General features: G+C 45.2%; 16 protein-coding genes and 1 tRNA gene. 11 read left to right on the forward strand and 6 right to left on the reverse strand.

The window, feature by feature from the left end; genetic code table 11:
- Window positions 1–40: 40 nt before the first annotated feature.
- The gene (locus AALA56_RS01375) at window positions 41–904 is read right to left on the reverse strand and encodes a carotenoid biosynthesis protein (protein ID WP_369908417.1); all 864 of its coding nucleotides are present in this window, start codon (window positions 902–904) and stop codon (window positions 41–43) included.
- 101 nt (window positions 905–1,005) lie between these two features.
- Here AALA56_RS01375 and AALA56_RS01380 point away from each other — a divergent pair, with 101 nt between their 5' ends.
- Together AALA56_RS01380 and AALA56_RS01385 are read left to right on the forward strand one after the other, a co-directional pair.
- The gene (locus AALA56_RS01380; protein WP_369908418.1) at window positions 1,006–1,284 is read left to right on the forward strand and encodes a TetR/AcrR family transcriptional regulator; all 279 of its coding nucleotides are present in this window, start codon (window positions 1,006–1,008) and stop codon (window positions 1,282–1,284) included.
- A gap of 133 nt (window positions 1,285–1,417) precedes the next feature.
- Window positions 1,418–1,975 carry a helix-turn-helix domain-containing protein gene (locus AALA56_RS01385; protein WP_369908419.1) on the forward strand — a complete coding sequence of 186 codons (558 nt, stop codon included), beginning with the start codon at window positions 1,418–1,420 and terminating at the stop codon, window positions 1,973–1,975.
- 87 nt (window positions 1,976–2,062) lie between these two features.
- Here the strand turns inward: AALA56_RS01385 and AALA56_RS01390 are convergent.
- Window positions 2,063–2,133 (reverse strand) — tRNA-Thr (locus AALA56_RS01390).
- Between the two features lie 109 nt (window positions 2,134–2,242).
- Between AALA56_RS01390 and AALA56_RS01395 the strand changes: the two genes are divergently transcribed.
- The 7 genes from AALA56_RS01395 (at window position 2,243) to AALA56_RS01425 (ending at window position 10,238) form a co-directional block, all read left to right on the forward strand.
- A complete protein-coding gene (locus AALA56_RS01395; RefSeq protein WP_276759966.1) occupies window positions 2,243–2,497 on the forward strand; it encodes a DUF1912 family protein in 255 nt (84 codons plus the stop codon).
- 233 nt (window positions 2,498–2,730) lie between these two features.
- Window positions 2,731–3,864 (forward strand): GNAT family N-acetyltransferase, encoded by a 1,134-nt coding sequence (locus tag AALA56_RS01400; protein ID WP_369908420.1) that lies wholly within the window; start codon window positions 2,731–2,733, stop codon window positions 3,862–3,864.
- The gene (locus AALA56_RS01405) at window positions 3,839–4,414 is read left to right on the forward strand and encodes a GNAT family N-acetyltransferase (RefSeq protein WP_369908421.1); all 576 of its coding nucleotides are present in this window, start codon (window positions 3,839–3,841) and stop codon (window positions 4,412–4,414) included. Before AALA56_RS01400 ends, AALA56_RS01405 begins: the two co-directional genes overlap by 26 nt.
- Window positions 4,415–4,493: 79 nt before the next feature.
- The gene (locus tag AALA56_RS01410) at window positions 4,494–7,145 is read left to right on the forward strand and encodes a valine--tRNA ligase (protein WP_369908422.1); all 2,652 of its coding nucleotides are present in this window, start codon (window positions 4,494–4,496) and stop codon (window positions 7,143–7,145) included.
- Between the two features lie 168 nt (window positions 7,146–7,313).
- Window positions 7,314–9,356: a penicillin-binding protein PBP2B gene (pbp2b, locus tag AALA56_RS01415; protein WP_369908423.1), complete on the forward strand. Its 2,043-nt coding sequence runs from the start codon at window positions 7,314–7,316 to the stop codon at window positions 9,354–9,356.
- Between the two features lie 18 nt (window positions 9,357–9,374).
- Window positions 9,375–9,971: a recombination mediator RecR gene (recR, locus tag AALA56_RS01420; protein WP_115270242.1), complete on the forward strand. Its 597-nt coding sequence runs from the start codon at window positions 9,375–9,377 to the stop codon at window positions 9,969–9,971.
- 54 nt (window positions 9,972–10,025) lie between these two features.
- Window positions 10,026–10,238 carry a YdbC family protein gene (locus tag AALA56_RS01425; RefSeq protein WP_369908424.1) on the forward strand — a complete coding sequence of 71 codons (213 nt, stop codon included), beginning with the start codon at window positions 10,026–10,028 and terminating at the stop codon, window positions 10,236–10,238.
- 41 nt (window positions 10,239–10,279) lie between these two features.
- Here AALA56_RS01425 and AALA56_RS01430 read toward each other — a convergent pair whose 3' ends face one another.
- The 4 genes from AALA56_RS01430 to AALA56_RS01445 form a co-directional block, all read right to left on the reverse strand.
- Complete coding sequence (locus tag AALA56_RS01430) at window positions 10,280–11,506, reverse strand: aminoacyltransferase (protein ID WP_369908425.1); 1,227 nt, start codon at window positions 11,504–11,506, stop codon at window positions 10,280–10,282.
- Complete coding sequence (locus AALA56_RS01435) at window positions 11,506–12,732, reverse strand: aminoacyltransferase (RefSeq protein ID WP_369908426.1); 1,227 nt, start codon at window positions 12,730–12,732, stop codon at window positions 11,506–11,508. The genes AALA56_RS01430 and AALA56_RS01435 overlap by 1 nt, the downstream gene beginning before the upstream one ends.
- Window positions 12,732–13,541 carry a sugar-phosphatase gene (yidA, locus tag AALA56_RS01440; protein ID WP_369908427.1) on the reverse strand — a complete coding sequence of 270 codons (810 nt, stop codon included), beginning with the start codon at window positions 13,539–13,541 and terminating at the stop codon, window positions 12,732–12,734. Before yidA ends, AALA56_RS01435 begins: the two co-directional genes overlap by 1 nt.
- An 80-nt stretch (window positions 13,542–13,621) precedes the next feature.
- Window positions 13,622–14,920: an HD domain-containing protein gene (locus AALA56_RS01445; protein WP_369908428.1), complete on the reverse strand. Its 1,299-nt coding sequence runs from the start codon at window positions 14,918–14,920 to the stop codon at window positions 13,622–13,624.
- A gap of 75 nt (window positions 14,921–14,995) precedes the next feature.
- Here AALA56_RS01445 and AALA56_RS01450 point away from each other — a divergent pair, with 75 nt between their 5' ends.
- Complete coding sequence (locus AALA56_RS01450) at window positions 14,996–15,379, forward strand: DUF1934 domain-containing protein (RefSeq protein WP_115270230.1); 384 nt, start codon at window positions 14,996–14,998, stop codon at window positions 15,377–15,379.
- Window positions 15,380–15,621: 242 nt separating this feature from the next.
- Window positions 15,622–18,318 carry a cation-translocating P-type ATPase gene (locus tag AALA56_RS01455; RefSeq protein WP_369908430.1) on the forward strand — a complete coding sequence of 899 codons (2,697 nt, stop codon included), beginning with the start codon at window positions 15,622–15,624 and terminating at the stop codon, window positions 18,316–18,318.
- Window positions 18,319–18,353 lie beyond the last annotated feature (35 nt).

An 18,353-nucleotide genomic window follows, 5' to 3' on the forward strand; every position in this document is an offset into this window, starting at 1 on the left:
TATAAAAAGGAGCACAGCGACATCGCTATGCTCAAGTTTTTTATTGTGCTTTTGGTAAAAGGCGCTTTACTCTATCCCATGCTATAATGGTCACAAAGGTCATAGTAAAGAGAATTACAACAGCTAATCCGCTATAGATGTCTTGGGTTCGCCACGGAACACCGCTGGGGTCTGTTACGATCTTCTTTTTTTCGATGAACATTGCCCAGATTTTTGCAAGCCCTTGAATAAAGTAATAGATAATCAGTTGATACCAAGCTCCAGTGTGTTTTTCCTCGATTGTAAGTTGCATTTTAGGTGTTGTCTTTTGCTGATAAAGAGCAAAAAGTTGGAAAATAGTATAGACACAAAGATACCAGCCAAGGAAGTTTACGAGAGGTACTCCCCAGTAACTACCACCGTCACGCCAAACCCAAGAACCTTGGATAGTTGAACTAATAGGATCCATAGATAAATCCCACATGACCATGATAAAGGCAGCTATTGCTGGGATTCTGAAAATGTCGCTTCCCTTGAGGTAGTTGTCCAAATGATCAGTTAATAGATGGGCTAGTTCCCAAGAGATATATCCCATACCAAAATAAGCAGGCATAATCATTAAAGGAACATCACCTAGCTTAGCTCCTAAAATATCAGAATAGTAATAGTGGCCAAATGGAAAGCCTGTATGGATACTCAAACTTTCAAAGGACCAACTGACAACAAAAGTAATAAGAAAGAAGATAAGGAAGTTTCTCCACCCCATACGCCTAGTGCCATGGAGTATAGAGAAAATAATATAAGATAAAATCGTAATTCCTGCAGCTATCCCTACAGGCATCAAAGGTTTTAAAAAGATAAGTAAGGTTGCTATTAAAGTAATCAGCCACAAAAGCCGGTCAACCCATTTTGATTTTTTTGACATAGGTATGTCCTCCCAATATAAAAATCTTGTAACGCTGACGATTATATGCTATTATGACGAGTGTCGCAAGTCTCTTGTGACAAGATAGCAGGAGGTGTCACATGAGTAATCAAATAGAGGCTGATTTACCTAAAAAAGAGAGGCTATTTCAAGCGCTGATTGAACAGCTAAGGATACAGAGTATGGATGAGATAAATATTAGCCAGCTTTGTCAAAAAGCAGGAGTATCTCGTATGTATTACTACAGAAATTATGTTAGCTTAGAGGATATTGTGCGAGAAAAGCTAGACCAAATGTTTCATGATTATCTTCTTCAGATAGAAAAATACAAACGAAAAGGACACGAAGCTATGAACAGCTCCCTGTCAAGTAGACAGTGAAATAATAAAATGATTAAGCAACCTGATTCCTGAATAAAAGTTCTAAAATGAAGTTAGCCACTTAAAAGTATGAAAAAACACCTCAGAGAGATATAATTGTAATCACCACAAAAACAATTAGAAAGACTCTGAGATGCAAGACTATTATACACCAAAAGGAAAACATTTAACACTATCAGACCGTAGAAATATTGAACGTTGGTTACATGAAGGGTGTTCCAATCGTGAAGTGGCTAGGCGACTAGATAAAGCTCCTCAAACCATTCATAATGAGGTCAAGCGGGGGCTAATTCTCCAACAAGTGCGTCAAAGTAGGTTCAAAAAGGTCTATTCAGCCGACAGAGCTCAGATGGCCTATGAAGAAAACCGAAAACGCTCTGTGAAAGCTGTTCAACTTGATAAACAGACCAGGGTATTTTTCTTTCAATTTTTTAGGCAATTTCAAACAGAATTGCTTATTCTATTGCAATCTGATATGAGGTACATTATTCATTATAGTTTTAAAGACTATCTAAAAGTATTGGTAAATAATTACTTTCTCAATGAAGTACGTCCTAGTATAGAGCCATATTGGCAGTCCTATGTATCGGCAGGGTTAGCAGATGTATTATTTACATGGATATTATCAGGGGCAAAAGAAAGCGACCAAGAAATGGCTAATATTATTTATAAAGTTGCACGCATGTCATAAGCTATCGTAGAAAAATGCGATTTGTGCCAAATTTGTGCCAAGAACGAAAAAAAGCCCTTAAAACAAGGCTTTGTAAGGATTAAAAAATGCCACCACCGAGAATTGAACTCGGAACTGAGCATTACCATTGCTCTATTATACCATTTAACTATAGCGGCTACTTTTCTATAATATCATGAAACCTTTTTTTAGGCAAGTCTTTTTTTCAGAAAACGTACTTTTTTAAAATATGCTATAATGGAGGTATCATAAAAAACAGAGGTTATCATGACTTACGAGGAAACATTTTTAAAAGATTTTGAAGAGTGGTTGAACACTCAAGTGATGGTCAATGAAGTGGCGATGGCTGAGGCGAAAAAAATCGTCGAAGAGGACAAGGACGAGCGAGCAGCAGACGCTTATATCCGCTATGAAAGTAAGCTAGACGCTTACCGCTTCTTGCAAGGCAAATTTGCCAACTATCATGCTAAAAAAGATTTTCATGACCTGCCAGACGGGCTTTTTGGTCAGCGAAAGTACTAGTTGCTATTTGAGTAGATTTTTGCTACAATAAAGCTATTCAGAGGTGTTTTGTGGCACGCAGTCTTACAGAGAGCGGTGGTGTTGAGAAGTCCGCAGATTGCAGCAAAGCTGGTTGCTGATGGTGAGTTAGAGAGTTGAGTTGCGGGTCTTGCACCCGAAATTGGGTGGTACCGCGGATTATAAAGATTCGTCCCTGTCGTTTGGCAGGGATTTTTTGTATTTAGGTGCAAACGATGAAGGATTTTGAAACAGAGAAACTCTACTATGGCTTTCCAGTGGTGGTGCTGGGCTATAAGGATGAGCAATGGGGCTATAATATCACAACCTCTAGCTCGTCCTACAGCTTGGCAGATACCATTGTCATTGGGCTGTTTTGCCAGAATAATGCGACGGCACAAATCAGAAAGCACGGTACTTTCACGCTCAATATACCGCCGGAGCACTTGATGGCGGAGGTTGAGCAGGCGGGCTTTGTCACGCATCGGGATAAGCTGACCATGACAAAGATAGACTATGAAGTGTCGGATGAGATTGACGCTCCTATCTTGACGGATAGTCTACTCACTCTGTCTTGTGTCGTGGAGCAGGAGGTGGTCTTTGGCAATTTCGTGCATTTCTTTGCTAAGATTGTCAACCGCAAGGTGGCTGATAACCTCTTGACGGATGACCACTTGGACTATGAGAAGCTATCACCCTATATCTATATGGGAGATGGGAAAGAGCGGGTTTACCGCCAGCTGACAGATAGCAGTACACCTTTGGGTGGTTTTATGAAGGCAGCTAGACAGAAAAAACGGGCTAAACAGCCAGTCTTGCCTGTTCTTGAAACCAAGTGTCTAAACTTACGACCTGTGGAAATAGCTGACGCTACTAGCATGTTTGCCTACGGTAGTCAGGAGCGAGTTGCAAACTTAGCAGGATTTCCTCCTAATCAGTTTATTGCTGAAGTGGAGAGCTTCATAAGAGATAATCTCGCTAAAGCCAGCACATACAGGATGTATGCTATCACTCTAAAGGACAGTGCCCAAGTGATTGGTGCCATTGACTTTCATCCGCATGTGTCTGGAGAGGAGGACATAGCAGAGATGGGTTATGTGCTGCACCCTGACTACTGGGGACAGGGCTTTGGGACGGAGGCTGCTCGTGCCTTTATCCGCTACGGCTTTGACCGGCTCGGTCTTCGCAAGATAGACCTCAACATCTATGACGACAACCAAGCCAGCCTCGCCCTTGCTCACAAGCTCGGCTTTACCCAAGAGGCAAGGCTACGGGCTTACCTGAAAAAGGCTGATGGTTCTCATGACCGTTTGGTCTTTGGGCTTTTGAGAGAGGAGTACGCCCATGATAAAGATTTTGGGACAAGCTAGTGCTAATCGCTTACCTGACGTGGAAACGGACAGGCTTTATCTGCGTCAGCGGACAAATGCAGATGCTGAGGACATCTTTGCCTATGCTCGTTTGCCAGAGGTGACTATACCTGCGGGATTTCCAGCTGTCGAGACGGTGGCGGATGAGCTTTACTATATAGAGCAGATTTATACGAGCAATCTGGCTAAGGAAAATATTCCCAGTGGCTATGGTATCACCTTGAAAGGCACAGACAAGGTCATTGGTTCTATTGACTTTAACCACCGACATGGCGATAAGGTATTGGAGATGGGTTATATACTTCATCCAGACTATTGGGGGCAAGGTATTGTGCCAGAGGCGGGACGTGCCATGCTCAAGGTTGGCTTTGAATTGCTCGGTTTGGATAAGATTATCCTCATTTGCTATGACTATAACCAACAAAGCCAAGCCGTCGCCAGAAAACTTGGTTTCACCCTTGAAACCGTCAGCGAGGAAATCCAAGACCCTGCAGGACGCGTGTGCCGAGATGAGACTTGGGGGCTTAGGAGAGAGGAGTGGGAGCGATAAAGCTGTTCAGTTTAGCTAATCAGATTTGATGATTTATTCGCTACATTTGCAAACAAAACTAAAATAAAGGAGCAAATATATGACAAAAGAACTTTCACCAAAATACAACCCGACTGAGGTTGAAGCAGGGCGTTATCAAAAGTGGTTGGACGAGGACGTGTTTAAGCCGTCTGGCGACAAGAAGGCTAAACCTTACTCTATCGTGATTCCACCGCCAAATGTGACCGGTAAACTCCACTTGGGACATGCTTGGGACACGACGCTTCAAGACATCATCATTCGTCAAAAGCGCATGCAGGGCTTTGACACCCTGTGGTTGCCAGGTATGGACCACGCAGGGATTGCGACACAAGCCAAGGTTGAGGAGCGCTTGCGTGAGCAGGGGATTTCCCGCTATGACCTTGGTCGTGAGAAATTCCTCGACAAAGTCTGGGAATGGAAGGACGAGTATGCCTCAACCATCAAGTCACAGTGGGGCAAGATGGGGCTATCGCTTGACTATGCGCGTGAGCGTTTCACGCTGGACGAGGGGCTGTCAAAGGCGGTGCGTAAGGTCTTTGTAGAACTCTACAAGAAAGGCTGGATTTACCGTGGTGAGTTCATCATCAACTGGGATCCAGCTGCCCGCACGGCGCTTTCAGATATCGAGGTTATCCACAAGGACGTCGAAGGTGCTTTCTACCATATCAACTATGCCCTAGAGGACGGCTCAGCCTACCTGCAAGTAGCGACTACTCGTCCTGAAACCATGTTTGGGGACGTGGCTGTGGCGGTCAATCCAGAGGACGAGCGCTACAAGGACTTAATTGGCAAGAACGTCATCCTCCCAATCCTCAACAAACCAATCCCAATCGTGGCAGACGAGCACGCTGACCCAGGGTTTGGAACAGGTGTCGTGAAAATCACGCCTGCCCACGATCCAAACGACTTTCTCGTGGGGCAACGCCACAACCTACCACAGGTCAATGTCATGAACGACGACGGCTCTATGAATGAGCTGGCTGGTGAGTTTGCTGGTCTTGACCGCTTTGAAGCTCGAAAAGCAGTAGTGGCTAAATTGCAAGAGCTGGGCAATCTGGTTGAGATTGAAAAGCGTGTCCACAGTGTGGGACACTCTGAGCGTACAGGGGTACCAGTGGAGGCACGTCTATCTACTCAGTGGTTTGTCAAGATGGATGAGCTGGCTAAAAATGCGATTGCCAACCAAGAGACAGACGACAAGGTCAACTTCTACCCACCACGCTTCAATGATACTTTCCTATCATGGATGGAAAATGTCCACGACTGGGTGATTTCTCGCCAGCTTTGGTGGGGACACCAAATCCCTGCTTGGTACAATGAAGCAGGTGAGATTTACGTGGGTGAAGAAGCGCCAGAAGGGGACGGCTGGACGCAGGACGAGGATGTGCTAGACACTTGGTTTAGCTCAGCCTTGTGGCCTTTCTCAACCATGGGCTGGCCTGACACAGACGCCGAGGACTTCAAGCGCTACTTCCCAACGTCAACCTTGGTAACAGGCTACGACATCATCTTCTTCTGGGTGTCTCGCATGATTTTCCAAAGTTTAGAGTTCACAGAGCGCCGTCCGTTTGAAAATGTCCTCATTCACGGACTTATTCGTGACGAGCAAGGACGTAAGATGTCCAAGTCACTGGGCAATGGAATTGACCCTATGGACGTGATTGACCAGTACGGAGCAGACGCTCTACGTTGGTTCCTCTCAAATGGCTCAGCGCCGGGACAAGACGTGCGCTTCAGCTATGAAAAGATGGACGCCAGCTGGAACTTCATCAATAAAATCTGGAACATTTCCCGCTACATTCTCATGAATAACGAAGGTTTGACACTGGATGAAGCCCGTGAAAATGTCGCTAAAGTCGCAGCCAGTCAAGCAGGTAACGTGACGGACCGCTGGATTCTCCACAACCTCAATGAGACTATTGCCAAGGTGACGGAGAACTTTGACAAGTTTGAGTTTGGGGTGGCAGGACACATCCTCTACAACTTCATCTGGGATGAGTTTGCGGACTGGTATGTCGAGCTGACCAAGGAAGTGCTTTACAGCGACAACGAGGCTGAAAAAGTCATGACCCGCTCTGTCCTTCTCTACACGCTTGACCAAATCTTGCGTTTGCTGCACCCAATTATGCCGTTTGTGACTGAGGAAATTTTTGAGCAAATCTCTGATAGCACCATTGTCACAGCCAGCTACCCAGAGGTGCGTGCTGACTTTGAAAATGCTGAAGCTGCCGCAGGTGTTGAGGCACTGAAAGACCTTATCCGTGCCGTGCGTAACGCTCGTAGCGAAGTCAATGTGGCACCAAGCAAACCGATCACGCTCTTGGTGAAAACCACTGACCCAGCGCTTGAGACTTTCTTTGCGGACAATGTCAACTACATCAAGCGCTTTACAAACCCAGAGCACTTGGAAATTGCAAGCGACATCACCGCACCAGAATTGTCCATGAGTGCTGTCATCACAGGCGCTGAAATCTATCTTCCTCTAGCTGACTTGCTCAATGTCGAAGAAGAGTTAGAGCGCCTCAACAAGGAACTCGCCAAATGGCAAAAAGAACTGGACATGGTGGCTAAGAAACTCTCAAACGAGCGCTTCGTAGAGAACGCCAAACCAGAAATCGTCCAAAAAGAACGTGACAAACAAACTGACTACCAAGCCAAATACGACGCTACAAAAGCCCGCATTGCGGATATGGAAAAGTTGGTCAAATAATTGTAAAACCCAGTTATTAACTGGGTTTTAACAGTCCCTTTTTAAGGTTCAAATGTTTTTTCTGAATTTTCTTTTTGGATAAGTCTTCTTTGCCACTTTTGTGATAAAATAGTAGGGAGAGTTTTTTGGAAAGAGATAAAAAATCTTTAGAATGAGATGGAGACGTGAATGATTAAACGACAACATAAAAAGAAGATTAAGCGTATGGCTAATCTTCCTTTTCGCTTGAATGCTCTATTTTTTGCAGTAGCGCTTTTGTTTTCTATTTTGCTCTTTCGTCTAGTCCAGATGCAGTTGGTCAATTATAATTTTTACCATAAGAAGCTAACCGCATCAACGACCTACACTGTTAAAACGGCTAACCAGCGTGGGCAAATCTACGATGCCAACGGGACAGCCCTTGTTAGCAATGTTGAAAAAAATGTTTTGACCTTTACTCGTAGTAATACCATGACCACTCAGTACATCAAGGAGTTAGCACAGCAATTGCCAAACTATGTGACATTTGACGATGCCTCTGTTAGCACACGTGACAAAAAGGATTACTACCTAGCAGACACAGAGACTTATCAAAAGGTAGTTGAGGCGCTGCCAAAGTCGAAAAAAGTGGATTATTTTGGCAATTCCCTCTCTCAGGCAACTATTTATAAGAATGCAGTTGCTAGTGTTCCGGACTCTGCTATTAACTACTCGGATGAGGAGTTGCGTGTCGTACATGCCTTTACCGAGATGAATGCTGCGCAGACCTTTGCCACGGTCAATATCACGACAGAGGACTTGACAGATGAGCAGATGGCTGCCATTAAGGCTGCCAAGTCGTCTCTAAAAGGCTTAGCCATCTCTAAGACTTGGGACCGTGACGTGGCAGATACGAGTCTAGCCAGTCTAGTGGGAAGTATCTCCTCTGAAAAGACAGGGCTGCCAAAAGAAGATGCTAAAAGCTACCTCAAAAAAGGCTATTCGCTCAATGATCGTGTAGGAACGTCCTATCTCGAAAAAGCTTATGAGAGCGATTTGCAAGGTGAGCGTACGGTAAGGACAGTTGTGGTTGACCGAAACAATAAAATCGTCAGCGACAAGGTCACTGAAAAAGGCTCCACAGGTAATTCCCTCAAGCTGACCATCAACCTTGATTTCCAAAATAAAGTCCAGTCCATCTTGCAGCAGTATTACAATACCGATATCTCAAACGGTGAGGCGGTCAATTCAGACGGTATCTACGCCGTAGCGATTGAGCCGTCAACAGGCAAGGTGCTGGCTATGGCGGGACTCAAGCACGAAGTCGGCTCAAGCACTGCCACGACAGACATTTTAGGCAATATCAATAACGTCTTTACCCCAGGGTCTGTGGTCAAGGGGGCAACGCTCAGCGCAGGTTGGCAAAACAATGTCCTCTCAGGCAATGAAGTCCTCTACGACCAAGAAATTTCAGGGATTAAGTCTTGGTTCACCTCAGGTAGCATGCCAATCACTGCCGTACAGGCGCTCGAGTATTCTTCAAATACCTACATGGTGCAAATAGCGCTGAAACTCATGGGGCAAAACTATACAGCAGGCTCAACGCTATCAAACAAAGGCTACAAAGACGCTATGGCAAAACTGCGTGCGACCTATGCGGAGTATGGTCTTGGAACGACGACAGGACTTGATTTACCAGAAGCAGAAGGCTATATCCCTACCAGCTTTACTGTCAGTGATACTTTGTTTGAGTCCTTTGGACAGTATGACGCTTACAGCCCTATCCAGTTAGCGCAGTATGTCGCTACAGTGGCTAACGGTGGTAACCGTGTTGCGACCCACCTTGTTGAGGGCATTTATAGTCAAAAAGATGGTACTCTTGGGGACAAGATAAAAGACATCACAGGCGCAACACTCAATACCGTAAGTCTTCCAGACGGCGATATGGCGCTTATCCAAGAAGGTTTCTACAATGTGGTGAATAGCAATTCTGCCTACGCGACAGGTAGCCAAATGCGAAGTAGTGTCACTACCATCAGCGGAAAAACCGGTACTGCCGAAACCTACACGCAAAACGCTAGCGGTACAACTGTCAAAACCGTGAACCTCAACGCCGTCGCTTATGATGAAAATAAAACCATTGCTGTTGCAGTCATGTACCCCCACGCAGCCTCAACCAGCACCTACATTCACCAACAAATTGCTCGTGATATTATCAACCAATATGTCTCTAGCAACTCTAGCAGTAACTAATCTCAAAAGGAGGGCAATGTGCTTTATCCAACACCGATTTCTAAACTCATTGATAGTTTTTCAAAACTGCCGGGTATCGGTATCAAAACCGCTACACGCTTAGCCTTTTACACGATTGGCATGAGCGATGAGGATGTGAATGAGTTTGCAAAAAATCTCTTGTCCGCAAAGCGTGAGCTGACTTATTGCTCCATTTGTGGCAATCTCACAGACGATGACCCGTGTGGTATTTGTACCGATGAGACCAGAGACAAGTCAACGATTTTAGTCGTTGAAGATAGTAAGGATGTCTCGGCTATGGAAAAAATCCAAGAGTATCATGGGCTTTACCATGTCTTGCAAGGGCTTATCTCACCCATGAATGGCGTGGGACCAGACGACATTAACCTCAAGTCCTTGATTACACGCTTAATGGATAGCGAGGTGTCAGAGGTTATCATCGCAACCAATGCTACTGCAGATGGAGAGGCGACAGCCATGTACATCTCACGTGTCCTAAAGCCAGCTGGTATCAAGGTGACCCGCCTTGCCAGAGGTCTCGCTGTCGGCTCTGACATCGAGTACGCAGATGAAGTGACACTTTTACGTGCTATCGAAAATCGCACAGAAATTTAAAAAAGTTTTCCTGTTTTTAAAAATAAAACCGAATAAATAAGTGGAGGTAATAAAATGGCAGAATTTACATTTGAAATTGTTGAAGAATTATTGGTCCTTTCAGAAAATGACAAGGGCTGGACAAAAGAGCTGAACCGTGTGAGCTTTAACGGGGTAGAACCAAAATTTGACATTCGCACTTGGAGCCCTGATCACACCAAAATGGGAAAAGGTATCACACTCACCAATGACGAATTTAAAGTTATCCTCGATGCCTTTCGTGGATAAGCATAGCAAAAAATCCTGCTTGCGCAGGATTTTTTATGTTATTAGCGTCTAAGCACTTTTTTGATGGTGCTAATGACTTTGTATTTTGTAGGGTTTGGATAGTAGCGGAAAAGCCCTGGACGGTGAATGATATAGCCGTTGAAGTTTTGCTTGAAGCGCAAAACGCCGTCAGAGCCGTCAAAGACACCTTGGATACCAAAGAAGTTGTAGAAAGGAATATTGCGCTTGATGGCTTCTTTCATGACATAGTCTTGCAAGATAGCAGGCGCATAAAACTTGTTAAACTCTGTGTAAGAGCCTGAAAAGAGGTAAATCGCCTCAACAGGCGTGTAGACAAAGAGACTACCAGATAGGATGACATCCTCATCACCGTACTTATCAATGAAAGCTTGCGCTTCCTCCTTACGCACTGTGAAAGTGTCAAACTGGCTGGTAAACTCTCTGATTTGGTTGTGTTTCTTTTCAGAGTTTGGATTTTTCTCCAAATCTTTTTGGAGTTTCTCGATTTTCTTAGCCAGCTTGTCTTGGTCGGCTGATAAGTGCTCTAAGTAATCCTTGAAATTAAGCGTTGCGACCATAAACTCTGCTTGGTCACCAAAGCTATCGTAGAAATACTCATAGTAAGACAGTGGCTTGTCATCGTAGTTACGGCGGTCAGATGTTGACGAGGTAATGTCCTTGAAAAGCGGCAGCTCGTCTCGTGTCAAAGGACGCACCTTGATACCAAAGCTGAGGGCTTTTTTGACCAACGGTCGCCCTTTTTTAGAAAAGGACTTGTGAAGCGTGTCTGCTGTTAGACCAGACAAGTCTTTGACATAATGCCAACGTCCGTCGGTATAGCCTGTTTTAAAGCCGTCATACTGAAAGCCAAGGTCTGTCAGTGCTTTGATCTGCTTTTCATCGGGCTCGCTGATAGGGTTGCCGTTGGTGTCAAACTCTTGATAGCTCTCATAGGGGTCAACGACCAACTCAAGCACACCATTAGCCTTAGCATAATCTCTTAGTTGCTGGTAGAAATCTTGCAGATAGGCGTAGTCTTTCACATTAGGACCAAAGTACAGCTCCATATGCTGCCCGCCTGTCATAGGTTGGGTAAAGACAAGCCCTGCAACAACAAGCTCTCTCTCTACACGCAAGCCAAGGTAAGTCGTCTCATTGCCCCTTTTTTGCAACAAAGCAGCCATCTGCGTCGTCTGAAAGGTGGAGTAGCTCTCCAAAGTGTCTAAGTAATCCTGATACTCTTGTTCCCCTAAAATTTCCAAAGTCATTAGTGTTTACTCCTTATTTTTTTACGCATGGTGTAGGCGAGGTTAGACAGGGCATAGAGTGGCTTGTTGACAGGGAGGTTGAACTCTCCGACAAACTCCTCTATGGTTGGCTCAAATTTTGATTTGAACTGATAGAGTCCACCGTCAAGACCATTTTCAATGCCACCCATATTTTGCCAAGTCTTTTGGCGCTCAAAGGCGTGACTGGCAGTCTCAAACCATGTGAGAATAGCAGGTTGATAGGTCTTGTAGTCGTCATCCATACCAGCGTAGATATTTTCCGATGTATCTCCAAATTCAAGAGATATAGTCGCAGCAAGTGGGACAACATCTCGCTTAACTGTCCCTTTTTTCTCTGAGAGAAAGGCGATTTCCTTTTCTAAGCGCTCAATGGTCTGCTGATTATTAGTGACCTTGCTTTGACGTGTTTTTTCAGTGAATTTTTCCCTCTCGCTTAGCGTTTTATCCAACTGTTCTTGCAGCGTCTCTAGGCGTTTTGTCAGATTAAGGGTCGCCATAGTGACATAGGAATCTTCTGGATAAGTGGCAAGCAGTTTTTGATAATAGTCTAAGCCACGCAGATGAATACCCTTACGTACCTCGGTCTTTTTCATCAGCTCAGCAAAGTCAGGTAACAGTTCGCTCCTACCAAACTGCACCTCAACGCCTTTATTGCGAGCGGTTCTTAGAGACTGCCTTGTTTTCTTGGCAAAGTTGCTCACGTCGTAGCTCTCAGCATAGAGATTTGCCTGAAAGCGTGGTTGAATAGTTTCAGCTAAGTCTTGTGTACGCCCTGTCCAGCTTGCCCCAGCAGTCTCAAGATTTTTGATAGCCTCAAGCGTTTCTTCCTTGTCCTTAGCAGAATCAAACTCACTAAGCTTGGCTTGACGCAAAAGCAGCATAGGGTCACACTTGATAAAGAGTGCTTTCTTTGTCTTACCATAGGCTTTTAGGGACGCTAGGATAAAGGCGACAAGCTCTTTATCCGTATAGTCCATGATAGGTCCACGTGGGATGTAGAGCATGGTAAAGCCAAGTGGCAGAGGCTTGATGAGAATGCTAGCGCTTGCGACCAAGACATCATCCTTGTAAAAGCCGATACGCTCATTTTCCCAATTGTCCTTGATCTTTGCCCAGCTTGAGCTTTGAAGCAGGTTGGTCTGGTTTGAGGCTTTGACAAAGTCGTCGTGCTCTTTGGCAGGGAGTCCAGTTTTGTAAGAATACATTAGTCAAGCACCCACTCTCTAAGAGCGTGCGCCACGCCGCTTTCTTCGTTTGATTTTGTGATGTATTTGGCGATTTTTTTCAGCTCCGGGTTGCCGTTTTCCATGACAACAGGGTTGCCGACAACCTCAAGCATAGCACGGTCATTTTCCTCGTCACCGATAGCCATTGTTTGCTCTTTGTCTAAGCCCATCTTTTCAGCCAAATGGAGAAGCGCATTACCCTTGCTGACGGTTTTAGGGAGCAACTCTAGATAAAATGGTGTTGATTTGACCAGATTGAAGCGTTCGTGATATTGCTCAGGAATCTTGGCAATAGCAGCGTCCAAAATCTCTGGCTCATCGATGAACATCATCTTGATAATGGCTTTATCTGCCATCTCTTCAGGTGTGCGGTAAAAAATCGGCATATTGACCAGACTAGACTCATGGACAGTGTATTTACCGATGTTGCGGTTAGCCGTGTAGATCCCCTCTTTTGTGATAGCGTGCATGTGGACACCGAGCTTTCTACTGAGAAACTCTAGGTCGATGTAGTCGTCATAGCTAAGCTCTTCGGATACAATAGTCTCACCATTTGCGGTATCTTGCACCAAACCACCGTTAAAGGTAATGACATAGTCGCCGTGGTCTTTGAGGTTGAGCTCTTCTAGCAAGCCCTCAACGCCTGCGATAGGACGTCCTGTCGCAATCACGACCTTAACCCCTTGTTTTTTGGCTTCCTGAACGGCTGCAAAAATCTCAGGTGTGATTTCTTTTTTATTGTTTAACAAGGTGCCATCGATATCAACAGCTACGAGTTTGATAGACATAAATGACCTCTCTTTCTGATATTTTTAAACACTCAACTACTATATTACTAAAAAAAAGCAGCTTTGTCATGGTGTGCCTGTTAGTTACCTATGAAATGGTCGTTGTTGAGGTGCGCTTGAAAGCTCTGCTTGATGTCAGCAAACAAGTCATCCTCAGATAGCATTTCCTTTGGAAAATAAAACCTGCGGTCGCCATATGTCTCCCCAGAAATGGAACGCACAATAGGTGAGAGAGTAGAGAGCTCTGCTAGACTGCCATCCTTTTGCAAAATCTCAATCTGCGTTCTAGGCTCAGCCTTTTCAGGGCGGTAAATATCATAGGGCAAATCAAAATTGACATGAATACCCGTGTAGTAGTTGGGATCAAAGCCCACTTGAGAAATGTACTTGCGAAGCACTTCCAGCTTGTCCTCATCCTTTTCGTCAAAAGTCATAGACTTAAAGACCTTACGGTTGATAAAACGGCTAGCAAGGTCGGATAGGATAACGTCGCTTGAGTGTATCCAAGACTGAAAGTAGGTGTTCATCACACCGTCATCAAGCGCCAAATAATCTGCTAAGGTCTGTTCTTTCTTGAAAAAAGGCAGCAGATGCGGTGACGTCTGCTCAAAAAAGCTAGGCTGTTCTTGATAGAGCTCTTTGGCACGCTTTAGCAGTTGCTGTAAGAGCAACTCCATAGCTCGGCTAGCAGGGTGGAAATAGACCTGCATATACATCTGAAAACGACTGACGATGTAGTCCTCAACAGCGTGCATACCATTTCTAGCAAAAGCAATGCCGTTTTCGATAGGACGAATGACACGTAAAATGCGGGTAAGGTCAAACTGCCCGTAGTGAGCGGCGGTGTAATAAGAGTCTCGTAGCAGATAGTCCATGCGGTCACAGTCGATTTGGCTTGAGATGAGCTCAACCACCTGTTTATTTGGGTAAGTGTGGTTGATGACGCTAGCCACCTTGTCTGGGAAATCAGGTGCCATTTGGCGTAAAATAGCATTTATCTGCGTTTCCGGGCTAGTGATGATTTCCTGTGTGTAGCGCTCATGGTCAGTCTCAAAGAGACGCTCAAAAGTGTGCGAATAAGCACCGTGCCCCACATCATGTAAGAGCGCAGCCACCATAACAAGGAGACTCTCGTCGCTATTCCAGATGTCTTTATAATCTTGCTCAAAAATGCTAATGACTTGCCTTGCGATTTCATAGACGCCTAGGCAATGGGAAAAGCGACTGTGCTCAGCTCCGTGAAAGGTAAAGGCTGTTGTCGGTACTTGCTTAATACGGCGCAGGCGCTGAAATTCGCTGGTATTGATAAGATCGTAGATGACTTTGTGATTAACGTGGATATAGTTGTGAATCGGATCACGAAAGACTTTTTCATTCATAGCTTTTATTATAGCAAAAATTGCAACTTTCATCAGAAATTGTTACAATTTAGAAAGTAGAAGGGACAATGAAACATGCAATTAACACTGAATAATGAAATCAATCTTGGAGACCAGACAGAGCTTATCCATGAGGTGCACAGCTGTGACTTTATCCAAAAGGGCGATTTTGCCTATCTGACCTACCACAACGAAGAAAAGGAAAAAGTAGTGGTGAAATTTAACCACGAGTCTATGGTGATGACCCGCTTTTCTAGCCCTAAGTCGGTCATGCGCTTTCACCACAAAGAGCCAGCGCTTGTCATGATTCCAACACCTCTTGGTATCCAGCGTTTAGCGACAGCGACTGAGTATTATCACCTCGATATGGACAAGCAAAAGCTGACTATTCACTACAAGCTGACACAGGAAAACGGCGCTAGCTTTGCTTCTTATCGCCTCAGCCTTTCTTGGGGCTAAGTTTTCCAAAAAGAAACGTCGCTTTTCTTGTTTGTTGGGGTGAAATTTGGTATAATAGACCTCATATCAAGGGAGTAGCAGACGGTGCTTGCTAGACTTTTGGGTCTGTGGTTTAGAAGCATTGTGGCATGGTCGTCATTACGAAAGAAATTTCCGGCTATGTCTTAAACAGCGAGACTTGTTTTTGAAAACAGGTCTCTTTTTTGTAGCCCTGTGGAAAATATAAATGGAGGAATAGGATTTTGTCAAAAGAACAAAAGAAAGCAAGCTTTTATACCCAGAGTCAAAAAGACGTGCTAGAAGCTGTTGAGTCTAATATTGACGGGCTCACCTCGCAAGAAGCTAAGTCACGCTTAGACGTTTATGGGCATAATGAGCTAGAAGAAGGAGAGAAGCGCTCTCTTGTAGCGAAATTTTTAGACCAGTTCAAAGATTTGATGATTATCATCTTGCTGGTAGCGGCAGTCTTATCTGTCATTACCTCAGGTGGTGAGGGTGTGACAGACGCTATCATCATCTTGACCGTTGTGGTCTTAAACGCTGCCTTTGGTGTCTATCAGGAAGGGCAAGCTGAAGCTGCCATTGAGGCACTAAAAAACATGTCTAGCCCCCTTGCTCGTGTGCGTCGTGATGGGCATGTAGTCGAAGTGGACTCAAAAGACTTGGTGCCAGGTGATATTGTTTTACTTGAGGCAGGGGACGTTGTCCCAGCTGATATGCGTCTTTTAGAAACAGCTTCGCTCAAAATCGAAGAAGCAGCGCTGACTGGTGAGTCTGTTCCTGTTGAAAAGGAAGCAGACGCCGAGGTCACTGCTGACGCTGGGATTGGGGATCGTCTCAATATGGCTTATCAAAACTCAAACGTCACTTATGGACGAGGCCTTGGGGTTGTTACCAACACTGGTATGTACACCGAGGTGGGACACATCGCTGGTATGCTAGCAAGTGCTGATGAGACCGATACACCGCTCAAACAAAACCTCAATCAGCTCTCAAAAGTGCTGACTTACGTGGTTATCATCATTGCAGCCATTACCTTTGCGGTTGGTGTTTTCCTGCGTGGTGAAGCGCCGCTTGCTGGCTTGATGACAGCAGTTGCTCTTGCGGTTGCAGCTATTCCAGAGGGGCTTCCTGCTATCGTGACGGTTGTCCTCTCACTTGGTACACAGACCCTTGCTAAGCGTAATGCTATCGTTCGTAAACTGCCAGCTGTTGAGACGCTTGGTTCGACAGAGATTATCGCATCAGACAAGACTGGGACATTGACCATGAACCAGATGACGGTTGAGAAGGTCTTTTATGACGGTAGTTTGCACGAGGCTGATGAAGCTATCGCTCTAGGACTTGACTTGCCGCTGTTGCGTTCAGTTGTATTGGCAAATGACACCAAGATTGACCAAGAAGGCAAGCTCATAGGTGACCCAACAGAGACTGCCTTTATCCAGTTTGTACTTGACAAGGGCTATGATGTTAAGGCTTATCTTGAGGCTTACCCTCGTATAGCAGAGGTGCCGTTTGACTCAGAGCGTAAGCTCATGTCAACTATTCACCAATTGCCAAATGGACAATATCTGGTTGCCGTAAAAGGAGCTCCAGACCAGCTTCTAAAACGCTGTACGACACGTGACAATGCTGGCGATATTGCTCCAATCACACAAGACATCACAGAACTTATCGCAGAAAATAACTCCGCTATGGCGCACCAAGCGCTGCGTGTCCTAGCAGGTGCTTATAAGATTATTGACGAGTTGCCAGAGGACATCTCATCTGAAACTGTTGAGCAAGACCTTATCTTTACAGGTCTTGTCGGTATGATTGACCCAGAGCGTCCAGAAGCTGCGCAAGCCGTTAAAGTCGCAAAAGAAGCGGGTATCCGCCCAATCATGATTACAGGGGATCATCAAGATACCGCTGAAGCTATTGCTAAGCGTCTTGGTATCATTGACCCTAATGACACTGAAGACCATGTCTTTACTGGTGCTGAGTTGGATGAGTTGAGCGATGAGGACTTCCAAAAAGTCTTTAAGCAATACTCTGTCTATGCCCGTGTGTCACCAGAACACAAGGTACGTATCGTTAAGGCTTGGCAAAATGACGGCAAGGTCGTTGCCATGACTGGTGACGGTGTCAATGACGCTCCATCTCTCAAGACAGCTGACATCGGTATCGGTATGGGAATTACGGGGACAGAAGTGTCTAAAGGAGCTTCTGATATGGTGCTGGCTGATGATAACTTTGCAACCATCATCGTAGCTGTCGAGGAAGGACGCAAAGTCTTCTCAAACATCCAAAAATCCATCCAATATCTCCTTTCAGCCAACATGGCAGAGGTCTTTACTATCTTCTTTGCGACCTTGTTTGGCTGGGATGTGTTGGAGCCAGTGCATTTGCTTTGGATTAACCTTGTGACAGATACTCTGCCAGCCATTGCCCTTGGGGTAGAGCCAGCTGAGCCTGGTGTTATGAAACACAAACCTCGTGGGCGCAAGTCCAGCTTCTTCTCAGGTGGTGTCATGGGGGCTATCATCTATCAAGGTATCTTCCAGACGCTGCTTGTCCTTGGCGTTTACGGTTGGGCATTGCTCTTCCCAGAGCACGCTGGTAATAACCATGCTATCCACGAGGACGCCTTGACTATGGCTTATGCGACACTTGGTCTTATCCAGCTGGTCCATGCCTTTAACGTCAAGTCTGTCTACCAGTCTATCTTTACCGTTGGACTCTTTAAGAACAAACTCTTTAACTGGGCAATTCCTATCGCTTTTGTGCTATTGATGGCAACCATTGCCATTCCTGGATTTAACGAGTTCTTCCACGTGTCTCAACTCTCTCTGACCCAATGGGGAGCTGTTATTGTTGGAAGTCTCCTCATGGTAGTGCTTGTGGAGATCGTCAAAGCCATCCAACGTGCTACTGGACAGGACAAAAAAGCCATCTAATCAAACGAAAGAAGTTAAGCTTGCTTAGCTTCTTT

This window comes from Streptococcus hyointestinalis (assembly GCF_041225505.1).
In the GTDB taxonomy this organism is placed as follows: domain Bacteria; phylum Bacillota; class Bacilli; order Lactobacillales; family Streptococcaceae; genus Streptococcus; species Streptococcus hyointestinalis_B.

Coding starts and splice junctions, on each gene's coding strand:
- AALA56_RS01375 (WP_369908417.1), bottom strand. CDS start 904: ATGTCAAAAAAATCAAAATGGGTTGACCGGCTTTTGTGGCTGATTACT.
- AALA56_RS01380 (WP_369908418.1), top strand. CDS start 1,006: ATGAGTAATCAAATAGAGGCTGATTTACCTAAAAAAGAGAGGCTATTT.
- AALA56_RS01385 (WP_369908419.1), top strand. CDS start 1,418: ATGCAAGACTATTATACACCAAAAGGAAAACATTTAACACTATCAGAC.
- AALA56_RS01395 (WP_276759966.1), top strand. CDS start 2,243: ATGACTTACGAGGAAACATTTTTAAAAGATTTTGAAGAGTGGTTGAAC.
- AALA56_RS01400 (WP_369908420.1), top strand. CDS start 2,731: ATGAAGGATTTTGAAACAGAGAAACTCTACTATGGCTTTCCAGTGGTG.
- AALA56_RS01405 (WP_369908421.1), top strand. CDS start 3,839: ATGATAAAGATTTTGGGACAAGCTAGTGCTAATCGCTTACCTGACGTG.
- AALA56_RS01410 (WP_369908422.1), top strand. CDS start 4,494: ATGACAAAAGAACTTTCACCAAAATACAACCCGACTGAGGTTGAAGCA.
- pbp2b (WP_369908423.1), top strand. CDS start 7,314: ATGATTAAACGACAACATAAAAAGAAGATTAAGCGTATGGCTAATCTT.
- AALA56_RS01425 (WP_369908424.1), top strand. CDS start 10,026: ATGGCAGAATTTACATTTGAAATTGTTGAAGAATTATTGGTCCTTTCA.
- AALA56_RS01430 (WP_369908425.1), bottom strand. CDS start 11,506: ATGACTTTGGAAATTTTAGGGGAACAAGAGTATCAGGATTACTTAGAC.
- AALA56_RS01435 (WP_369908426.1), bottom strand. CDS start 12,732: ATGTATTCTTACAAAACTGGACTCCCTGCCAAAGAGCACGACGACTTT.
- yidA (WP_369908427.1), bottom strand. CDS start 13,541: ATGTCTATCAAACTCGTAGCTGTTGATATCGATGGCACCTTGTTAAAC.
- AALA56_RS01445 (WP_369908428.1), bottom strand. CDS start 14,920: ATGAATGAAAAAGTCTTTCGTGATCCGATTCACAACTATATCCACGTT.
- AALA56_RS01450 (WP_115270230.1), top strand. CDS start 14,996: ATGCAATTAACACTGAATAATGAAATCAATCTTGGAGACCAGACAGAG.